Here is a 17300-nt window from a genome sequence, read left to right as displayed (position 1 = left end):
TGACGCGCGTATTACATCAGGGCCAGAGCAAAAAACCGCTCATCTATCAGGCCGTATAGATACACGCAAGCTTACCTACTGGTTGAAATCAAATTCTTCTTGCAAAACGGGTGGAGTCCATAGATACCGCCTCCGGTGGCAGATTATTTAAGCAAAATTGGCCCGAACGAACATGCCATGCTTGATCAGGTATTATCCTGTTCGGCACGCGGCTCTAAAGAAACTGTGGCGCAGCAAATGGCGGCTTTTATTGCCCGCACCGGAGCCGATGAATTGATGATTACTTCGCAGATTTTTGATCATGCGGCACGATTGCGCTCTTATGAGATTACGGCGGAGATTGCAGGGTTGTAGGTAACGGTAATAAATATATCCCTACGGAAGTGAAGTTCCTTCGCGACTATTTTATGCGCCGACATACACGAGCATATATTTCATTTTTTAGTCTAATGTGAAGACTTTACATTGAGCTTTAAACATACTGGCAAAAAATAGCTCTTTCATCGCATCACAACCTACTGGATACGTTAACTTCGTCAAAAAACAAGTGGGAGTATAAAAAAGATGGGGGAAACTAAAAAAATCGGCGCTGTTTTGAACAAAACAGCGCCGATTTTAAGACATTACAAAAACAGCTTACCTACCCACCAAGCCACTGCCGCTACGAAAGCAGAAGCGGGAATGGTGAAAATCCAAGCCCAGACAATATTCCCAGCAACACCCCAACGCACAGCGGAAATCCTATGCGCGGCACCAACGCCAACAATCGCGCCGGTAATGGTATGCGTAGTAGAAACTGGAACGCCTAAAGCGGTTGCCATAAACAGGGTAATCGCACCACCTGTTTCAGCACAAAAACCGCCGACTGGTTTGAGCTTGGTAATTTTCTGACCCATGGTTTTGACGATGCGCCAGCCACCGAACAAAGTACCAAAACCGATCGCGGCGTAGCAGGACATCGCAACCCAAACCGGCGGATTCAAATCCGTACTCTGAGAGTATCCGGTAGCAATTAACAGCATCCAGATTATCCCCATAGTTTTTTGCGCATCGTTACCGCCGTGACCCAGGCTGTACATTGCTGCTGAGCCTAATTGCAAACGACGAAACCATTTATCGACTTTTTTCGGGGTCGAGCGTACAAATAACCAGGACACCAACAACATCATCAGCGAACCGAAAATAAAGCCCAGTAACGGCGACAACACAATAAACAGCACCGTCATCCACAAGCCTTTGGCCACCAACGTAACAACGCCGCCTTTAGCGACTGCTGCGCCAACCAAGCCACCAATTAAGGCGTGCGATGAGGAAGATGGGATCCCGAAATACCAGGTTAAAAAATTCCAGGAAACGGCACCGATCAAGGCGCCGAAAATAACATACTGATCAATGACGGTGGGGTCGATCATCCCCTTACCTATCATGGAAGCCACATGCGTCGGGAACACGAAGAAAGCGACCACGTTAAAAAAAGCCGCCATAGCGACAGCGGTTTGAGGCTTTAATACGCCGGTTGAAACGACGGTGGCAATGGCATTCGCAGCATCATGAAAACCATTCATGAAATCGAATATCAAAGCAATGCCGACGAGTAGCACCAGCACATAAATACTAAGTTGAAGTGTATGCATGTTTTAGGCGTTTTCTAACACGATACCTTCAATAATATTGGCAACATCTTCGCAGCGATCTGTAACGGTTTCTAAAATTTCGTAAATCGCTTTTAATTTAATCAAATTCCGTACATCCGGTTCGTCACGGAATAATTTAGACATGGCGGCGCGCATCACGTGATCGGCATCCGATTCCAAACGATCTATCTCTTCGCAAATATGCATAATTTCTTTTGAATTATCCATATTTGGAAGCAAGGCAACCGCAGACGATACTTTTTCCGCACAAGCTAAGCACAGCTCAGCCAAACGTTTGGCTTCTGGCGTGACTTCGTGGATATCGTAAAGGGAAATAGTTTGCGCGGCATCTTCCAGCAAATCTAAAATATCATCCATGCGGGTGATCAATTGATGAATGTCATCACGATCCAGCGGAGTAATAAAAGTTTTATGCAGTAAATCGATACAGGTATGCGTAACGACATCCGCCTGTTTTTCAATGCCTTCAATGGCATGTACGCGAATTTCCAAATCGTCGAAATTGCTCATCAACTCCACCATTTCTTTAGCGCCTTTAACGCATAAATTGGCATGTTGATTAAAAAGCTCAAAAAATTTGCCTTCGGTCGGCATCAGTCGTCCAAACATTACATTCTCACTTAACGTTAAATTTTATTGCAGGGTTATTTATATATCGCACTTTGGTCGTTATTACTGATTGTTGCTTGTTGATTGCTACCTTAGTTACAAAGCCAAGTGCCAAAACTGAGTTACAAAAAACAGAACATTATTCAGAATCACCATAAACAGATAAAGAACCCGTGTAATTCTCGAATTTGGTGTATTCACCCATAAAGGTCAGTCGAACGCTCCCAATTGGGCCATTCCGCTGTTTACCAATAATGATTTCAGCCGTACCTTTGTCTGGTGAATCGGGATTATAAACTTGGTCGCGATAAATAAAAAGAATCACGTCAGCATCTTGCTCAATAGCACCGGATTCACGCAAATCGGACATTACCGGGCGCTTATTGGGACGTTGTTCAAGCGAACGATTCAGCTGCGACAAAGCAATAACAGGGCAATTCAGCTCTTTGGCCAGGCCTTTTAAATTTCGGGATATTTCAGAAATTTCAGTAGCGCGGTTTTCACCTGAGCTATTCGCTGACATCAATTGCAAGTAATCGATCACAATCAGGCCCAGCTTGCCGCATTGACGCGACAACCGCCTTGAACGGGCACGCAACTCAATTGAATTGAGCGCAGGAGTTTCATCGATATACAGCTGCGCATCGTTCATTTTTTGAATCGCATGCGTCAAGCGCGGCCAATCCTCATCATTCAGCTTACCGGTACGCAGACGATGCTGATCCAGACGACCAACCGAGCCCAACATACGCATCGCCAATTGCGCGCCACCCATCTCCATGGAGAACACCGCAACCGGTAATCCGCTTTCAATCGCTACGTGCTCACCAATATTAATCGAGAACGCGGTTTTACCCATCGACGGACGGCCTGCCACAATAATCAGATCGCCGGGCTGCAGGCCGGAAGTCATTTTATCCAGATCGGCAAAGCCAGTCGGCACACCGGTAATATCATTTTGATTGTCGCGGTTATACAGCTCATCAATCCGTTCAACAACCTGCTTGAGCAACGGCTGAATTTCCTGAAATCCCTGGGAACCGCGTGCGCCCTCTTCGGCAATCGAAAAAATCTTGGATTCAGCTTCATCCAACATTTGCTTAACTTCTTTGCCTTGCGGATTAAACGCATTACCGGAGATTTCATCGGCAACCGTAATCAACTTCCGCAACACGCCGCGGTCACGCACGATTTCTGCATAGCGGCGAATATTTGCGGCGGACGGCGTATTTTGCGCCAAGGCATTCAAGTAAGCCAAACCACCCACTTCGTCAGCACGACCTATGCTGCTCAATGCTTCATACACCGTAATCACGTCAGCTGGACGGGTGGCACTGATTAACTTAATAATCGCCTGAAAAATAATACGGTGATCGTAACGATAAAAATCGTCAGCGTTAATAAAATCGGCAATCCTGTCCCACGCCGCATTATCCAGAAGCAAACCTCCTAAAACGGATTGTTCAGATTCAATAGAATGCGGTGGTACGCGGAGAGCGTCGAGTTGTGGATCTGATGGCTTATTCATGGCGGCGATTATACCTTGTTCATGGAGTGATTCAGCCTCTTAAAAATGCTGGAATGCACTTTTATTTGATATGAATTAAGGACTTAGTAATAACTTATGGCAATCTTAGGGCAATAAAAAAGCCGGGCGAACCCGGCTTTTTCATGACTATATTAGTGACAACACAATTAAGCGTGGTCGCCCAATACAGCAACAATGATGTCAACAACAACATCAGTATGCAAAGCAACTGAAACAGCGTGGTCGCCCACGATTTTCAATGGACCTTGTGGCATACGGATTTGTGCTTTTTCAACAGCAAAACCTTGCTTGGTCAACGCTTCAGCAACGTCTGCATTGGTTACAGAACCAAACAAACGACCGTCAACGCCTGACTTTTGGCTAATTTGAACGGTCAAACCGGTCAATTTAGTACCAGCAACAGTAGCAACAGCCAAACGAGCTGCAGCAGCGTTTTCTAATTCAGCGCGTTTTACTTCAAATTCAGCCAAAGCTGACGTTGTAGCACGACGAGCTTTGCGCTGTGGGATCAAAAAGTTACGTGCATAACCATCTTTAACACGAACTACATCACCTAAGTTGCCGAGATTAACGACTTTTTCTAACAGAATAATTTGCATATTTTTCTCCGATATTTAGTAATTGAGATGTCGTCAATTACGCGTGGTGCAGATCGGTGTATGGCAACAAAGCCAAATAACGAGCGCGTTTGATGGCTGTATCTACTTGACGTTGATACAGTGCCTTAGTACCGGTCAAACGTGCTGGCATGATTTTGCCGTTTTCTTGAACGAAATCTTTTAAAGTATCAACATCTTTGTAATCAACTTGTTCAACGTGTGCTGCCGTGAAGCGGCAGAACTTCTTACGTTTGAACAAAGGATTTTGTTGTTGACGCTTTTGTTTTAATTTGCTTTTATCAAATTTTTTACCGAATGCCATGATGGCTCCTAATCTAATTTGTCGTCTCGATGTCAACTATGTGAAAAACGAGACTTTTGCTATTGCGGTTCTTGCGTGCCATGAATCCAGTGAAGTGATGACTGCAACCTAGCTCAAGCTGATTAAAACGTCCGGAAATTTCACCAACTGCTAAGGCAGAAATTTCAAACTCAACCAACCGAACTACATTTGCTTCCAACTGTTGCGAGCTGTGCGCCAAGGTGGCGTTCACTATCGGTATGCCGGCTGGAGTGTATCGCAACACCTCTCGCTCAACTACCTGCGCAACTAACTGGAATTGATTCATCAAACCTTTAAATTCAAACTCACTTAAACCACGCCTGACTTAATGAAATGCGTACAAGTGCGCTTAATTACGTATTTACTTAATTAAGCAGCAGGTGCTTCAGCACGCTGAGTCTTAGCTGCATCTTCTTTCTGAACTGCCTTCATCATCGGTGATGGAGCTGTTTCAGCTTTTTTCACTTTGACAGTCAGATGACGCAAAACTGCATCATTGAATTTGAAGCTAGTTTCCAGCTCAACCAAAGTGTCGCTATCGCATTCGATGTTCATGCAAACATAGTGTGCTTTAGCTAATTTTTGGATCATGTATGCTAACTGGCGACGGCCCCAGTCTTCAACACGGTGAACTTGGCCGTTGCGTGCGATGACGCTGGCTTTGTAACGCTCGATCATTGCAGGCACTTGCTCGCTTTGATCAGGATGTACGATAAATACGATTTCGTAATGACGCATGTAATCTCCTTGTGGACAATAAAAGCCCGCCTCAGCGTCAAGTTGAGTGCGGGAAGAGGTAAGCCGAGCATAATACCGCTTTTATTGCAAAAACTCAAGAATTAGTTGGTGTCGCCAGCTAGTATTGAATAATTGTGGGGTATAAAGTACAACACGGCTAAAAAACAATCTTACAAACCCAATGCAGCAATCCCTGCTTTTGCAATCTGTGCATCTTCCGCGGATTTCACACCAGAAATACCGACCGCGCCAACACACTGGCCATTCACCATAATTGGCACGCCCCCCTCTAACATGCCTTCAATTAACGGCGCACTAAGGAAAGAAACGCGGCCATTGTTAATCATGTCTTCGTAAATTTTTGATTCGCGGCAACCCATCGCAGCGGTACGGGCTTTAGCAGGGGCAATATGCGATGAAATTGGCGCTACGCCATCCAGACGCTGCAACCACAGCAAATGTCCGCCGTCATCGACAATAGAAATCACCACGGCCCATTTATTAGCAAGCGCCTCAGCTTCAGCCGCAGCTGCGATTTTCTTTACATCTTCCAACATCAATACAGGCTTGGTTTGCATCGTAACTCCATGAAAATTAACAAAAATAGCATTGTACGGCAGGCAAATAAAATTTGCCCAGCTGAAACCTTAAAATATTTCTTTTTAACCAATACTTACAAAACTTTTTTTGACATATTTAAGATAGTCCCTTACATTTCGAAAAGCCCGTTGAAAGGAAATGTTTAGAATGGCAATAAAAAATACGCTACATAACCTCGTCATTGCAGCTGCAATTTGCATCTGCATTCCCGCATGGAGTGCAGAACCAGCGCCTCAAGAGCAAACAACGGTACTCACAAAAATACAAGAAATAACAGACCGCGCTGCCAGTTTAGTCACTAAAGCTGTCGATTTTTTAGGAACTCGCTATAAACGTGGCGGCAATAATGCAGAACAAGGTTTAGATTGTAGCGGCTTGGTACGTTTAGTATTCAAAGATGCCGCCAATATTGACCTGCCTCGCACATCGCTTGAAATTAGCCGCACCGGTGAAAAAATTGAACCAAACGAATTGCAGCCTGGCGATCTGGTTTTTTACAATACCTTGAAACGTGGATTTTCCCACGTTGGCATTTATTTAGGCGACAACAAATTCATCCACTCACCGCGACCAGGCGGCCAAGTTCGCATAGAAAGCATGGAACTGGCTTATTGGAAAAAACGCTTTAACGGCGCACGTCGAATTAATGATGACGAGCCGCAAAACTAACAGCTTAATTGGCAATTAAGCTGTTGAGCAACTCACTGCCCCGCCACGGATTTGTCTTGTAATTCTTTAATTTTGCGCTTAATTTCCGGCATGGCCAACATCGCAGCACGCTCACCAGCCATGATTGCCATGTTACGCCCGGCAAAATCACTGCCCTTCATTCCGTCCAATTCTGGACGAATCACAATGTCAGCACCCTTTAATTCGTGTTGATTAATTGTTTGCCCCATGATGGAAAAAGTCTGCATTAACACATTCAATGAACTAGCCGATGCTTCCGTACCCGGTTGCGCAGAGATATTAACGGCGATCACAAAATCAGCGCCCATACCACGCGCAAACGCGACCGGAACCGGCGCTACCAAGCCACCATCGACATATAAGTGATCTCCGACTTTCACCGGCTGAAATACACCTGGCACAGCAGAGGAAGCGCGCACCGCAGCGCCGGTATTTCCACGTCGAAATAAAATTGCTTGTCCCGTATTTAAATCAGTCGCAACAGCACCAAAGGTTTTCTTCAATTTTTCAATCGGAACCTGATGAACTTCTTTATTCACAAAGTTTTGCAAGCCCTCACCTTTCAACACACCAGTACTTTTTGCAAATAACGGCACAATCCAGTCCGAAATGGTTGACTCATCCATATTCAATGCAATTTTTTGCAATGCATATCCATCATTGCCTGCCGCGTATAAAGCGCCAACCAAACTACCAGCACTCGTTCCAGCAACCACTTCGACCTCAATCCCCTGCGACTCAAGCGCCTTAATCACACCAACATGGGCAAACCCACGGGCAGCGCCGCCACCCAACGCTAAACCGATTTTAATATGCTTAGGTATCGGCTTAATAAATGGCAAGGCTAAGGGTAAAGGTTCAATCGTAGCAACCTTAGTTGCCTGCGGCACTGGGCTTGCCGGACCTGTAGAAGCAATGGGGTCGGGAGTTTTGCAAGCGGAAAGTAATAAGATAACGAAAGCAATAAAGAATAAGGGAATGCGGCGCATAGTGAGTTCAGTGCATCAGTCAGCTGGAAAGCGCAAAGTATAACGAGGTCTGACTCGAACCACATTATTTTTCGTAAATGCGCGATATTTAGGCAGAAAAAGACAAGGTCAACTACTCACCATCAAGTATTTGATAGTCTTTTACAAACTTAAAAAATTGTTCTGCAGGCAGAGCTGGCGACCAATGAAAACCTTGGCCATATTCGCAACCAAGTTCGATAAGTCGTGTCAAGGTCGCACTATTTTCAACGCCTTCAGCGACGACTTCCAGCTTTAAACTATGCGCCATTTCAATAATCGCGCGCACGATGCCTTGGTCATTGGAGTTGTCCATCATGCGCCGAACAAAAGATTGGTCTATCTTAAGACGCTCCACTTCAAAGCGACTGAGATAACCTAAATTTGAATATCCCGTTCCAAAATCGTCGATGGATAAACGAATCCCCAGCAAACGCAAGCGGCTTAATAAGGAACTGATCTGGCTCGACTCCGCAATCAACAACGATTCAGTCAACTCCAGTTCTATGCTCGAGGCTGATAGCTGTGCTGTGGCGAGCGCATGCATTACGTCGCCTTCAAGATCATCTCTGCGAAACTGGATCGGTGACAGATTGATGGCAACCACCAATTGTGAGAGCCCCGCGTTCTGCCATTCTTTCGCCTGCCGACAGGCTTCATTGATTACCCAGGTACCTATTTCATGGATCTGCCCTGAGCGTTCAGCCACTGGAATAAATCGAATCGGCGGGATGAGTCCTTGCTCAGGATGTATCCAGCGTATCAATGCCTCAGCGCCGATAATCCGCCCCGTTTTAAGGTGATATTGCGGTTGATAATAAAGTTTAAATTCATGCTTTAACAGTGCCGAACGTATGCCTGAAATCAAATGCAAATGTTCAATGACGCTGGTATTCATTTCAACATCATAAAAACGAAGCGCATTACGACCGGAATCTTTCGCCTTATACATGGCCATGTCCGAATGCTTCAGTAGCGTGTCGAAATCCTCGCCATCTTCCGGATACAAAGCAATGCCAAGCGAACAGGTCACCAACAACTCCATTCCGTTAACATGAAAAGGTGCGAGCAGCGAGTTAATAATTTTAACCGAGACGGTAGCTACCGCCGAATGATCGGCCTGACCTGCCATGACAATTAAAAATTCATCGCCACCTTGACGGCTTACTGTATCACTAGCACGAGCAGCAATCTTCAGCCGCTGCGCAACATCGCAAAGCAACGCATCGCCCGCTGCGTGACCAAGTGAATCGTTCACCGTCTTGAAATTATCCAGGTCAAGAAAAAGCACGGCAATATGTTGCTGACTCCGTCGCGCCAATTCAACCGCTTGCTCAAACCGCAAACGTGCCAACAAGCGATTGGGCAAACCGGTCAATGCATCATGATGGGCAAGTGTATCAATACGAGAAAAAGCATCGCTAATCCGGTCATTTTCAGTTTCAAGATGAGCCAATGCCACGCGCAAGTCACTCGCCAACAGCCAAACAAAACAAGCGGTTGCGGATAATATCGCCAATACGTCAATCAGCGAATTCCAAGTGACTGGCTTAACCTCATTGATATACCAACCTTGGATATTGGCAGTAACCATCAATGTCAGGATAACGAAAATAAATATCAAGGTAGTGATGAATAAGCGGCGCGTGCTGAACATTGCCGCGAAAATCATAATGGCTGGCAAAGCACAAATGGCCGCATCATGTATTCCCTCAAACTTAAAACTCAAGAAACACATCGAACACGCCAGTGTTGCCACGACAATTTTGGCTGCGCGATCAATATGATTGCTTTTCGCCTGCCACACTGCCAAGCTCAACACACCTGAAATTCCCAATAATATGCAAACTGTTGTCCAGTTCCCCTCCAATAAATTAAGCAAAATACTAATGGAGATAGCAATCAATACAATCGATACAATTTGAATCAAACGATGTGGCCTTAATGCCAACCCGGCATTAATTATAGTTTTGCTTGGCTTAGTGTTTGGCGGCATAGTGATATTTTTTTAATACTTAAATTTAAGTTTCTTGCTCCTTTGTAGATTAGTAAAGTTCATGCTCCAATGCAAATTTGCTGCTATTTTTTTCTAATTCACGACCCCGTTTGCTCAACCCTGCCGCAAGATGACTTACTATTTGCACCTCAACGTTTTAACAAAATAAAGCCCACATGAAATATCCCGCGCTACTGCCATTTTCTGAACTGGTTAATCAACTTGATCAATTTGATTCGATTATTGACGTACGCAGCCCGGCGGAATTTGCACTTGATCATATTCCAGGCGCAATTAATTGCCCGGTATTAAATGATTTGGAACGCATTCGAGTCGGCACCATGTATAAACAAGTGAACGCGTTTGAAGCTAAAAAAGTGGGTGCGGCGTTAGTGGCAAAAAATATCGCGCTCCATATTGAAGAACAATTTTTACAGTATCCACGTGAATGGAAGCCGCTAATTTATTGCTGGCGCGGTGGCAATCGCAGTGGCTCGATGGCGCTTATTTTGGCGAAAATTGGTTGGCCGGTAGTGCAACTGGATGGTGGCTATAAAGCCTATCGCCAGCATATCAATACTGAATTAAGTCAGTTAATTGGGCAGTTTCAATATCGGGTAGTTTGCGGAACAACCGGTAGCGGTAAAAGCCGCTTATTGCAGGCCTTGCATACTCAAGGTGCGCAAGTGCTGGATTTGGAAAAATTGGCGGAGCACCGTGGTTCTGTATTAGGTGATTTGCCCAGTACAGCGCAACCATCTCAAAAAGCATTTGAGAGCGCAATTTGGCTTACCTTGCGCAAATTTGACTCATCTAAAGTAGTGTATATCGAATCGGAAAGTAAGAAAGTGGGGAATTTGCGCGTTCCTGACCATTTAATCAGTTGCATGCGTAATTCGGCCTGTATTAGCTTACAGCTGCCAATCAACTTACGAGTGGCTTTATTGATGCAGGATTATGCGTACTTTATCAGCCAACCAAATGAACTGATGAAACGACTTCATTACCTTACTCCATTGCACGGCAAAGAAAAAATCCGCCACTGGCAAAATTTATCGGAACAAGATTTGCTACATGATTTGGTGCAGGAATTAATCGAAGTCCATTACGACCCAAGCTATTTACGTTCTATCGAGCGAAATTTTCCGCAATTAGGCGGCATGCCAACCATCCATTTAAACGGCATTGCCGAACTGGATTTTTTACAGCTTGCTGAGCGTTTATTGGCGGAGTAATTTACAAAGCAGAAATGAAAAAACGGTGGCATTGCACCACCGTTCTTTTGTCCTTCATTTGTCCTTCAATTGTCCCCATACTGGCGACATGACGAGGAATCTTAGAGACCTCAATCCTGTATTTACCGCAACAGGCGTACTTCATTCCATCTGAAGATAAAGAGCATCTGTAACTGGTACGTATCAACAAAACACAAACTAAAAAACATCGAACTTACTTCAATAAATACAAACTACTTCACATACAAATTACACTTACAATCACCAGAAACAGATTTATGTTACACAAAATAAGGAGCTGTATTGAATAATATCCCCCTTCTGGTTGTCATTCTAGGTATTCAATATATCGCACATCCCATTTAACACTCAAGAAAATTAAAACTATCTAGCGCAGCACAGCTTTCATAAAAAACTATGGTAGTGCCTATGGGAAATCCTCTTAGGCGCGAACAGGTTTAACGAATTCATCCGGGTGCCAAAATACTTTACCCTCTTTTTCACTGACTTTAATTACCCGCAAGCGACCGCCTTTGCAAGGGCCGCCACTACAATGACCCGTATCAGGTTCGTAAATAGCGCCATGAGTTGAACACATCAGGTACAAACCGCTACCTTCAAAAAATTCACCGGGGCTCCAATCAAGCTCAATCGGAACATGCGCGCAGCGGTTTAAATAACCATGAACCACGCCACTATAACGGACCACAAACCCCGTAGAGTCATCATTCCCAGCGGTGACGGGAAAGCGAATTCCCTTGCCTCCTTCATGCACATCTTCTGATGCGCAAACCCATATTTCTGTCATGCTATGCCCTATGCATTTTCACGTAACCACGCATGTAACATTGGCACAGTATTAGCCATATACATGGGATTTAATTCTTGTAAAACTTCAGTTGGATGAGCGCCATAATTAACCGCTACGGCATCCGCTCCCGCATTGCCTGCCATCAACAAATCGTGCGTGGTATCGCCGATCATCACAGTCCGTTTTATATCTTGACCTAATTCACGGGTTAATTCCAGCAACATAGCAGGATGCGGTTTTGAGAAAGTTTCATCAGCGCAGCGAGTTGCGTCAAATACCGACAGTAATTTACTGGCATCTAGGGCACGATTCAAGCCAACTCTGCTTTTACCGGTTGCGACAGCCAAAAAGTAACCGCTCTGTGATAACTCTGTCAGCATTTCCTTAACCCCATCAAACAGCACCAATTCTTCATCTTGGGTTAGGTAGTGGTAGCGGTAACGCTCAACCATACGCGGATAATGTTTTGCATCCACATCTGGCATTACCGCTTGCATGGCATCAAATAAACTTAAACCAATCACATACGAAGCACTTTCGGCACTTGGTATTGGCAAATTTAAGTCGCGTGCGGCAGCTTGAATGCACTTAACTATGGTTGCCGTGCTGTCCATCAACGTCCCATCCCAATCAAATACAATTAAGTCGTATTTTCTTTTGACCATATCCTGAAAATCTCCTATTACCTATATCTAATATTGGGGGGGGGCTATTTCACTAACAAACTCATCAAAAATTGTTCGCAATCCTGTGGCAACGGGGAGTTCACCGTCATTTTTTCGCCAGTTTCAGGATGAGTGAAGGTAATTTGATGAGCGTGTAAAAACATTCTCTTTAAAGCAATTCGCATGCCTTCTGCTTTAAGCAGTTGACGATTTAACGCAAAGTCGCCGTATTTATCATCACCTGCCATAGCAAAACCGCTAGCCGACAAATGCACCCGAATCTGATGCGTGCGTCCGGTTTTTAGTTCTGCTTCCAATAAAGTAAACGCACCATAATGGCGCAGCAGGGTAAATATGGTGTGGCTTTCCATTCCATCAGCTTGCACCCGAACGCGTCGCTCACCATCTGCCGCAGTATACTTATGCAAAGGCAATTTAATGTGCTGGCGCTGATTTTTCCAATCGCCCTGAATTAAGGTCAGATAGCGCTTGTCGGTTGTCCCTTCGCGCATTTGCTCGTGCAGATTGGTTAATGCGGAACGTTTTTTAGCCAATAACAAAATACCTGAAGTTTCGCGATCTAAGCGATGCACCAGCTCCAGGAATTTTGCGTCCGGTCTGGACGCACGTAATTGTTCAATAACACCATAGGAAATACCGGAACCGCCATGCACCGCGACACCACTTGGTTTATCAATAATTAATAAATGCGCATCTTCAAACAGAATCTTGAATTCAGCTCTTGGCGCATTGTTTGGCTTGGCCTCAGCCATACGGACTGGCGGCACTCGAACGACATCATCCAACTTAAGGCGATAAAGTTGATCGATACGACCTTTGTTTACCCTAACCTGCCCAGAACGCAAGATTTGATAAACGTGACTCTTAGGAACTCCCTTACATATTTTCAATAAAAAATTATCAATTCTTTGCCCGACATCCTCTTCCGAAATTGTCAACATTTGTACTTGAGCAACAGTGGCAGGAGTAGTTGGTTCCGGTTTGGAAGCACTCTTTTCATGCGACTTGCTATTAAATTTCGCTAAGTCCTTCATTTTGAATATATAATTGTTTCGCAATTTAAATTAAATTGCTTGTGTGGGAATAAAAGAACACATTCTACACAGTGGCACGTCAGTCAGCCTCGCCTATTTGCAAATTTGACTGAAAAGATGTGTGCGTACCTTCTCAGTGCATAGATTATTTTTATCAGTTGCCGAGAATTAGGTTGTTGTAGTTTAAATATTAAGAATTTCTACTGAACAGCAGTTACTCACGTTGGGTATGCTGTTTAGTTAATGAATTGTTGTGTTATCGATTTTTACAAGCTGTGCAGTGCAGCGTAAAGTCTAAGTTCATCACTATTATTAAAGTAATTTGAATTTAGTCTCTGCGTGGTGTTTGTTTGGCGATGCTTATCAAGCATTTCCCAATCAGAAACACTTTAGTGACACGCTCAGTCAAGTTGCGCATCGCCTGGCGATGAATTATGTTCTATCTCCTTTGATTATAGATATCTTACCTATCTATTCAGGCAGCCCAGGGACATGTGCACTCGATACCTCCTCCATTCATGCCCCTAGCCTGAAGCGCATTGCTCATGCTATTCAGCGCAAATTCTCACTAACTAAACTACTCCTCCACAACGTACATCCCAATGTAATGTCGGCGCAATAAATGTACACAACATCTATTTGCGCCTCAGATGTGACCGTTTGGTCATGGAGTAAAAAATGAAACGAATGTTATTTAATGCCACTCAGCAAGAAGAATTGCGTGTGGCGATTGTTGATGGGCAAAAACTCATTGACATTGATATCGAAACCGCTGGTCGTGAATTACGCAAATCCAATATATATAAAGGCGTAATCACCCGCATTGAACCATCTCTTGAAGCATGCTTTGTTAACTACGGCGAAGATCGCCATGGTTTTTTACCCTTTAAAGAAGTTGCTCGCGGCTATTTTAAAGAAGGCGCAGATCCACGTAACTCTTCCATTAAGGAAGCATTACGTGAAGGCCAGGAAATCATGGTTCAGGTTGAAAAAGAAGAGCGCGGCAATAAAGGCGCGGCGCTCACTTCTTTTGTATCGTTAGCCGGTCGCTATTTAGTCTTGATGCCAAACAACCCCCGCGGTGGTGGTGTATCACGCCGCGTAGAAGGCGAAGATCGTCAAGAATTACGTGACACAATGGATAAGTTAGACTTGCCAGGCGGCATGTCAGTGATTGCCCGTACCGCAGGTATTGGCCGCAATGTCGATGAATTGCAATGGGATTTAAATTACCTGATGCAACTTTGGCGTGCGATTGAAGGCGCGAACAAGTCCGCTTCGGGCGCTTTCCTGATTTATCAAGAATCTTCTTTAGTAATCCGCGCGATTCGCGATTACTTCCAGCCAGATATCGGCGAAATCTTAATTGATACCGACGACATTTACGAACAAGCTCAGCAGTTCATGAGCCACGTTATGCCCGATATGGTGCACCGTGTAAAACGTTATAGCGACGATGTACCGCTGTTTTCACGTTTTCAAATTGAACACCAGATTGAAACTGCGTATTCCCGCACCGTTCCACTGCCTTCCGGCGGCGCCATTGTTATCGATCACACTGAAGCCTTAGTTTCAGTCGACGTCAACTCGGCACGCGCTACCCGCGGCTCGGATATTGAAGCAACAGCATTCAATACCAACTGCGAAGCGGCCGAAGAAGTTGCTCGCCAATTGCGTTTGCGCGATTTGGGCGGCTTGATCGTGATCGATTTTATCGACATGGAAAACGCCAAGAATCAACGCGAAGTAGAAACCCGCTTAAAAGATGCATTACGCTATGACCGCGCTCGCGTTCAAATGGGCAAAATCTCCCGTTTTGGCTTGATGGAATTATCCCGTCAACGCTTGCGCCCTTCCCTGTCGGAAGGCAGCCACGTTACTTGCCCACGTTGCAACGGCACTGGCCATATTCGTGACACTGAATCATCTGCATTGCAAGTATTGCGGATTATTCAAGAAGAAGCGATGAAAGAAAACTCCGCAGCTATCCATGTTCAAGTACCTGTCGATGTGGCAGCATTCTTGCTCAATGAAAAACGCGGTGAAATTCTAAAAATTGAAACGCGCCACCGTGTAACGGCGATCTTAATTCCAAACAAACATTTGGAAACGCCGCATTACAAGCTAGATCGCCTGAAGTCAGATGATCCTCGTTTGGAAGAAACACATGCCAGTTACGCAATGGCAGAGCAAGTTGATACCGATATCGGCTACAACAAGCGCAATAAAGAAGATCTGAAACCACGTCAGGAAGCAGTCGTTAAAAGCATTACTCCAGAAACTGCACCGATTGTGGAACGTAAAGAAGTTGTTGCCGCAAAAGCTGCTACAGCAAGCGCAACTCCAACTAAACAAGTCGGTTTCTTTGCCCGTGTTATGGGCTGGTTGTCGGGCTCATCCACAGCAACCGTAGAAGCACCAGTTGCGCCAGTAAAAACAACTGGCAAACCAGAACGCGAAACACGTGACAGCAATGACCGTAACAATCGCAATCGTAATAGCCGCAATAGTCGTAATAGCCGCAATAGCCGTGATCCTGAAGAACGTGCAGCAACACCAAATGCACCAGTAGCCGCGAATAGCAAACAAGCTAAACCGGTCGTTACTTCTGATGCCAACACGGGTGACGCAGCACAACGCCCAGCAAAAGCACCTCGCCCACCACGTGCAGAACGTGAAAGCCAGGAAGCTCGTCGTGAACGTCAACAGCGTGAACGTGAAGAGCGTGCCGCTAAGAAAGCAGCTAACGCAGCGTTAAATACTGCGCAAGATCCGGTACTGAGCAATAAAACAGTGGCTGAACCTGTAACAAATACAGATGCAGATACTGAAGAAAAACTCGATCTGCTGGCTGATGGTGAAAACAATGAAGCCGGTGGTGATGAGCCTCGTCGTCGTCGTCGTCGTGGTGGTCGCAATCGTAATCGTCGTGATCGTGAAACTGGCGAAAATGGCGCAACCGAACAAGCACCGCGCGACAATTCAGAAGACTTCATTCCAGTTGCTGATATCGCCCATGCTGAACAACATCAAGCTAGCGTCATTGCGCATGAATCGGCTGCAAATGCCCATGCGCCGATGGCACCAGCTGCTGTTGCTCACGTTGCAGAATCGCCAGTTACTGCTGTAGTTGCAAGCCCGGTTGAAAATCAAGTTGAACAGAAAGCAGCTGAAGTAGTGATTGCTGCTGCCCCTGTTACACCAGTTGCTACAGCACCGGCAGCGGTTGTGTTCTCCGAAGTGGTGAATGCAGTGTTACCAGTGATAACAAGTATCGAAAGTGCTAAGCCTGCTGAACCACTACATAGTGAACCAGTCGCTGCACCGGTTTCAATACCAGAGCCTCCTGCGGTAGTTATTCCTGCCCAAGTGGAACTGAAGTTTGAACCAGTTGCTGAGATTGCTCCGATAGCTGAGGTAGCTCCGGTAGCTCCAGTGGCTCCGGTAGCCGCAGTTCAAGCTGTTGTTGCACCTGCGGTTGTTGAAGCACCAGCAGCGGCGCCAACACCTACTGTAAATCACGCACCAGTTGTTGCTAAGGTTGAAGATTTGCAAGACATGTTGAAGTCCGCTGGTTTAGTGTTGGCAGCAACCGATCCTAGCAAACTGCTGAGTGCGCAAACTATGGCGGCTCCCGTTGCCGAAGTACGCAAACCACGTCTGCGTAAGCCACCAGTTGAAGTAACTAACGAACCGTTAGAATTAATTCAAACCAAGCACGACAATTCGTAATGAACTTAGTGCAGTT

General features: G+C 45.3%; 16 protein-coding genes and 1 pseudogene. 4 read left to right on the top strand and 13 right to left on the bottom strand.

What is annotated here, in order from left to right:
• Window positions 1–123 precede the first annotated feature (123 nt).
• Window positions 124–354: pseudogene (locus tag S2091_RS15770) on the top strand (alkane 1-monooxygenase); the annotation flags it as partial.
• Window positions 355–623: 269 nt separating this feature from the next.
• Here the strand turns inward: S2091_RS15770 and S2091_RS15765 are convergent.
• The 8 genes from S2091_RS15765 to S2091_RS15730 form a co-directional block, all read right to left on the bottom strand.
• A complete protein-coding gene (locus S2091_RS15765; protein WP_105532904.1) occupies window positions 624–1634 on the bottom strand; it encodes an inorganic phosphate transporter in 1011 nt (336 codons plus the stop codon).
• 3 nt (window positions 1635–1637) lie between these two features.
• Window positions 1638–2264 carry a DUF47 domain-containing protein gene (locus S2091_RS15760; protein WP_105532903.1) on the bottom strand — a complete coding sequence of 209 codons (627 nt, stop codon included), beginning with the start codon at window positions 2262–2264 and terminating at the stop codon, window positions 1638–1640.
• Between the two features lie 139 nt (window positions 2265–2403).
• Window positions 2404–3792, bottom strand: a complete 1389-nt coding sequence (locus S2091_RS15755) for a replicative DNA helicase (RefSeq protein WP_105532902.1) — start codon at window positions 3790–3792, stop codon at window positions 2404–2406.
• A gap of 167 nt (window positions 3793–3959) precedes the next feature.
• Window positions 3960–4412, bottom strand: coding sequence for a 50S ribosomal protein L9 (gene rplI, locus S2091_RS15750; RefSeq protein WP_105532901.1), 453 nt, complete (start codon window positions 4410–4412; stop codon window positions 3960–3962).
• Between the two features lie 37 nt (window positions 4413–4449).
• On the bottom strand, window positions 4450–4734 hold the full coding sequence (rpsR, locus tag S2091_RS15745; protein ID WP_105532900.1) for a 30S ribosomal protein S18: 285 nt from the start codon (window positions 4732–4734) through the stop codon (window positions 4450–4452).
• Between the two features lie 13 nt (window positions 4735–4747).
• On the bottom strand, window positions 4748–5041 hold the full coding sequence (gene priB, locus S2091_RS15740) for a primosomal replication protein N (protein ID WP_105532899.1): 294 nt from the start codon (window positions 5039–5041) through the stop codon (window positions 4748–4750).
• Window positions 5042–5124: 83 nt separating this feature from the next.
• Window positions 5125–5493 carry a 30S ribosomal protein S6 gene (rpsF, locus tag S2091_RS15735; RefSeq protein ID WP_105532898.1) on the bottom strand — a complete coding sequence of 123 codons (369 nt, stop codon included), beginning with the start codon at window positions 5491–5493 and terminating at the stop codon, window positions 5125–5127.
• 170 nt (window positions 5494–5663) lie between these two features.
• On the bottom strand, window positions 5664–6071 hold the full coding sequence (locus S2091_RS15730) for a GlcG/HbpS family heme-binding protein (protein WP_105532897.1): 408 nt from the start codon (window positions 6069–6071) through the stop codon (window positions 5664–5666).
• 169 nt (window positions 6072–6240) lie between these two features.
• Between S2091_RS15730 and S2091_RS15725 the strand changes: the two genes are divergently transcribed.
• Window positions 6241–6762: a C40 family peptidase gene (locus tag S2091_RS15725; RefSeq protein ID WP_243405454.1), complete on the top strand. Its 522-nt coding sequence runs from the start codon at window positions 6241–6243 to the stop codon at window positions 6760–6762.
• Between the two features lie 32 nt (window positions 6763–6794).
• On the opposite strand, the gene S2091_RS15720 is transcribed toward S2091_RS15725, so the two are convergent.
• Together S2091_RS15720 and S2091_RS15715 are read right to left on the bottom strand one after the other, a co-directional pair.
• Window positions 6795–7772: a patatin-like phospholipase family protein gene (locus S2091_RS15720; RefSeq protein WP_105532895.1), complete on the bottom strand. Its 978-nt coding sequence runs from the start codon at window positions 7770–7772 to the stop codon at window positions 6795–6797.
• A gap of 112 nt (window positions 7773–7884) precedes the next feature.
• A complete protein-coding gene (locus S2091_RS15715; RefSeq protein WP_105532894.1) occupies window positions 7885–9786 on the bottom strand; it encodes a putative bifunctional diguanylate cyclase/phosphodiesterase in 1902 nt (633 codons plus the stop codon).
• A 176-nt stretch (window positions 9787–9962) separates the two neighbouring features.
• Here S2091_RS15715 and mnmH point away from each other — a divergent pair, with 176 nt between their 5' ends.
• Complete coding sequence (gene mnmH, locus S2091_RS15710) at window positions 9963–11021, top strand: tRNA 2-selenouridine(34) synthase MnmH (RefSeq protein ID WP_105532893.1); 1059 nt, start codon at window positions 9963–9965, stop codon at window positions 11019–11021.
• Between the two features lie 442 nt (window positions 11022–11463).
• On the opposite strand, the gene S2091_RS15705 is transcribed toward mnmH, so the two are convergent.
• Genes S2091_RS15705 through S2091_RS15695 form a run of 3 tightly spaced genes read right to left on the bottom strand, consistent with a single transcriptional unit; the run spans window position 11464 to window position 13552 of the window.
• Window positions 11464–11829, bottom strand: coding sequence for a Rieske (2Fe-2S) protein (locus S2091_RS15705; protein WP_105532892.1), 366 nt, complete (start codon window positions 11827–11829; stop codon window positions 11464–11466).
• An 8-nt stretch (window positions 11830–11837) separates the two neighbouring features.
• Window positions 11838–12497 (bottom strand): HAD-IIIA family hydrolase, encoded by a 660-nt coding sequence (locus S2091_RS15700; protein ID WP_105532891.1) that lies wholly within the window; start codon window positions 12495–12497, stop codon window positions 11838–11840.
• A 44-nt stretch (window positions 12498–12541) separates the two neighbouring features.
• The gene (locus S2091_RS15695; protein WP_105532890.1) at window positions 12542–13552 is read right to left on the bottom strand and encodes an RluA family pseudouridine synthase; all 1011 of its coding nucleotides are present in this window, start codon (window positions 13550–13552) and stop codon (window positions 12542–12544) included.
• A gap of 678 nt (window positions 13553–14230) precedes the next feature.
• Here S2091_RS15695 and S2091_RS15690 point away from each other — a divergent pair.
• Window positions 14231–17284: an Rne/Rng family ribonuclease gene (locus tag S2091_RS15690; RefSeq protein WP_105532889.1), complete on the top strand. Its 3054-nt coding sequence runs from the start codon at window positions 14231–14233 to the stop codon at window positions 17282–17284.
• Window positions 17285–17300: the final 16 nt, after the last annotated feature.

The sequence above is a fragment of the Solimicrobium silvestre genome (assembly GCF_002976435.1).
GTDB lineage: Bacteria > Pseudomonadota > Gammaproteobacteria > Burkholderiales > Burkholderiaceae_D > Solimicrobium > Solimicrobium silvestre.
The sequence above is the reverse complement of the archived record's forward strand: the minus strand, read 5'-3'. Positions and strand labels throughout refer to the sequence as shown.

What these genes read in the sequence shown, in the direction of transcription:
- S2091_RS15695 (WP_105532890.1), bottom strand. Translation starts at nt 13,552, where the DNA reads ATGAAGGACTTAGCGAAATTTAATAGCAAGTCGCATGAAAAGAGTGCT.
- S2091_RS15755 (WP_105532902.1), bottom strand. Translation starts at nt 3,792, where the DNA reads ATGAATAAGCCATCAGATCCACAACTCGACGCTCTCCGCGTACCACCG.
- rplI (WP_105532901.1), bottom strand. Translation starts at nt 4,412, where the DNA reads ATGCAAATTATTCTGTTAGAAAAAGTCGTTAATCTCGGCAACTTAGGT.
- S2091_RS15760 (WP_105532903.1), bottom strand. Translation starts at nt 2,264, where the DNA reads ATGTTTGGACGACTGATGCCGACCGAAGGCAAATTTTTTGAGCTTTTT.
- rpsR (WP_105532900.1), bottom strand. Translation starts at nt 4,734, where the DNA reads ATGGCATTCGGTAAAAAATTTGATAAAAGCAAATTAAAACAAAAGCGT.
- S2091_RS15705 (WP_105532892.1), bottom strand. Translation starts at nt 11,829, where the DNA reads ATGACAGAAATATGGGTTTGCGCATCAGAAGATGTGCATGAAGGAGGC.
- S2091_RS15765 (WP_105532904.1), bottom strand. Translation starts at nt 1,634, where the DNA reads ATGCATACACTTCAACTTAGTATTTATGTGCTGGTGCTACTCGTCGGC.
- S2091_RS15700 (WP_105532891.1), bottom strand. Translation starts at nt 12,497, where the DNA reads ATGGTCAAAAGAAAATACGACTTAATTGTATTTGATTGGGATGGGACG.
- S2091_RS15690 (WP_105532889.1), top strand. Translation starts at nt 14,231, where the DNA reads ATGAAACGAATGTTATTTAATGCCACTCAGCAAGAAGAATTGCGTGTG.
- mnmH (WP_105532893.1), top strand. Translation starts at nt 9,963, where the DNA reads ATGAAATATCCCGCGCTACTGCCATTTTCTGAACTGGTTAATCAACTT.
- S2091_RS15725 (WP_243405454.1), top strand. Translation starts at nt 6,241, where the DNA reads ATGGCAATAAAAAATACGCTACATAACCTCGTCATTGCAGCTGCAATT.
- S2091_RS15715 (WP_105532894.1), bottom strand. Translation starts at nt 9,786, where the DNA reads ATGCCGCCAAACACTAAGCCAAGCAAAACTATAATTAATGCCGGGTTG.
- priB (WP_105532899.1), bottom strand. Translation starts at nt 5,041, where the DNA reads ATGAATCAATTCCAGTTAGTTGCGCAGGTAGTTGAGCGAGAGGTGTTG.
- S2091_RS15720 (WP_105532895.1), bottom strand. Translation starts at nt 7,772, where the DNA reads ATGCGCCGCATTCCCTTATTCTTTATTGCTTTCGTTATCTTATTACTT.
- S2091_RS15730 (WP_105532897.1), bottom strand. Translation starts at nt 6,071, where the DNA reads ATGCAAACCAAGCCTGTATTGATGTTGGAAGATGTAAAGAAAATCGCA.
- rpsF (WP_105532898.1), bottom strand. Translation starts at nt 5,493, where the DNA reads ATGCGTCATTACGAAATCGTATTTATCGTACATCCTGATCAAAGCGAG.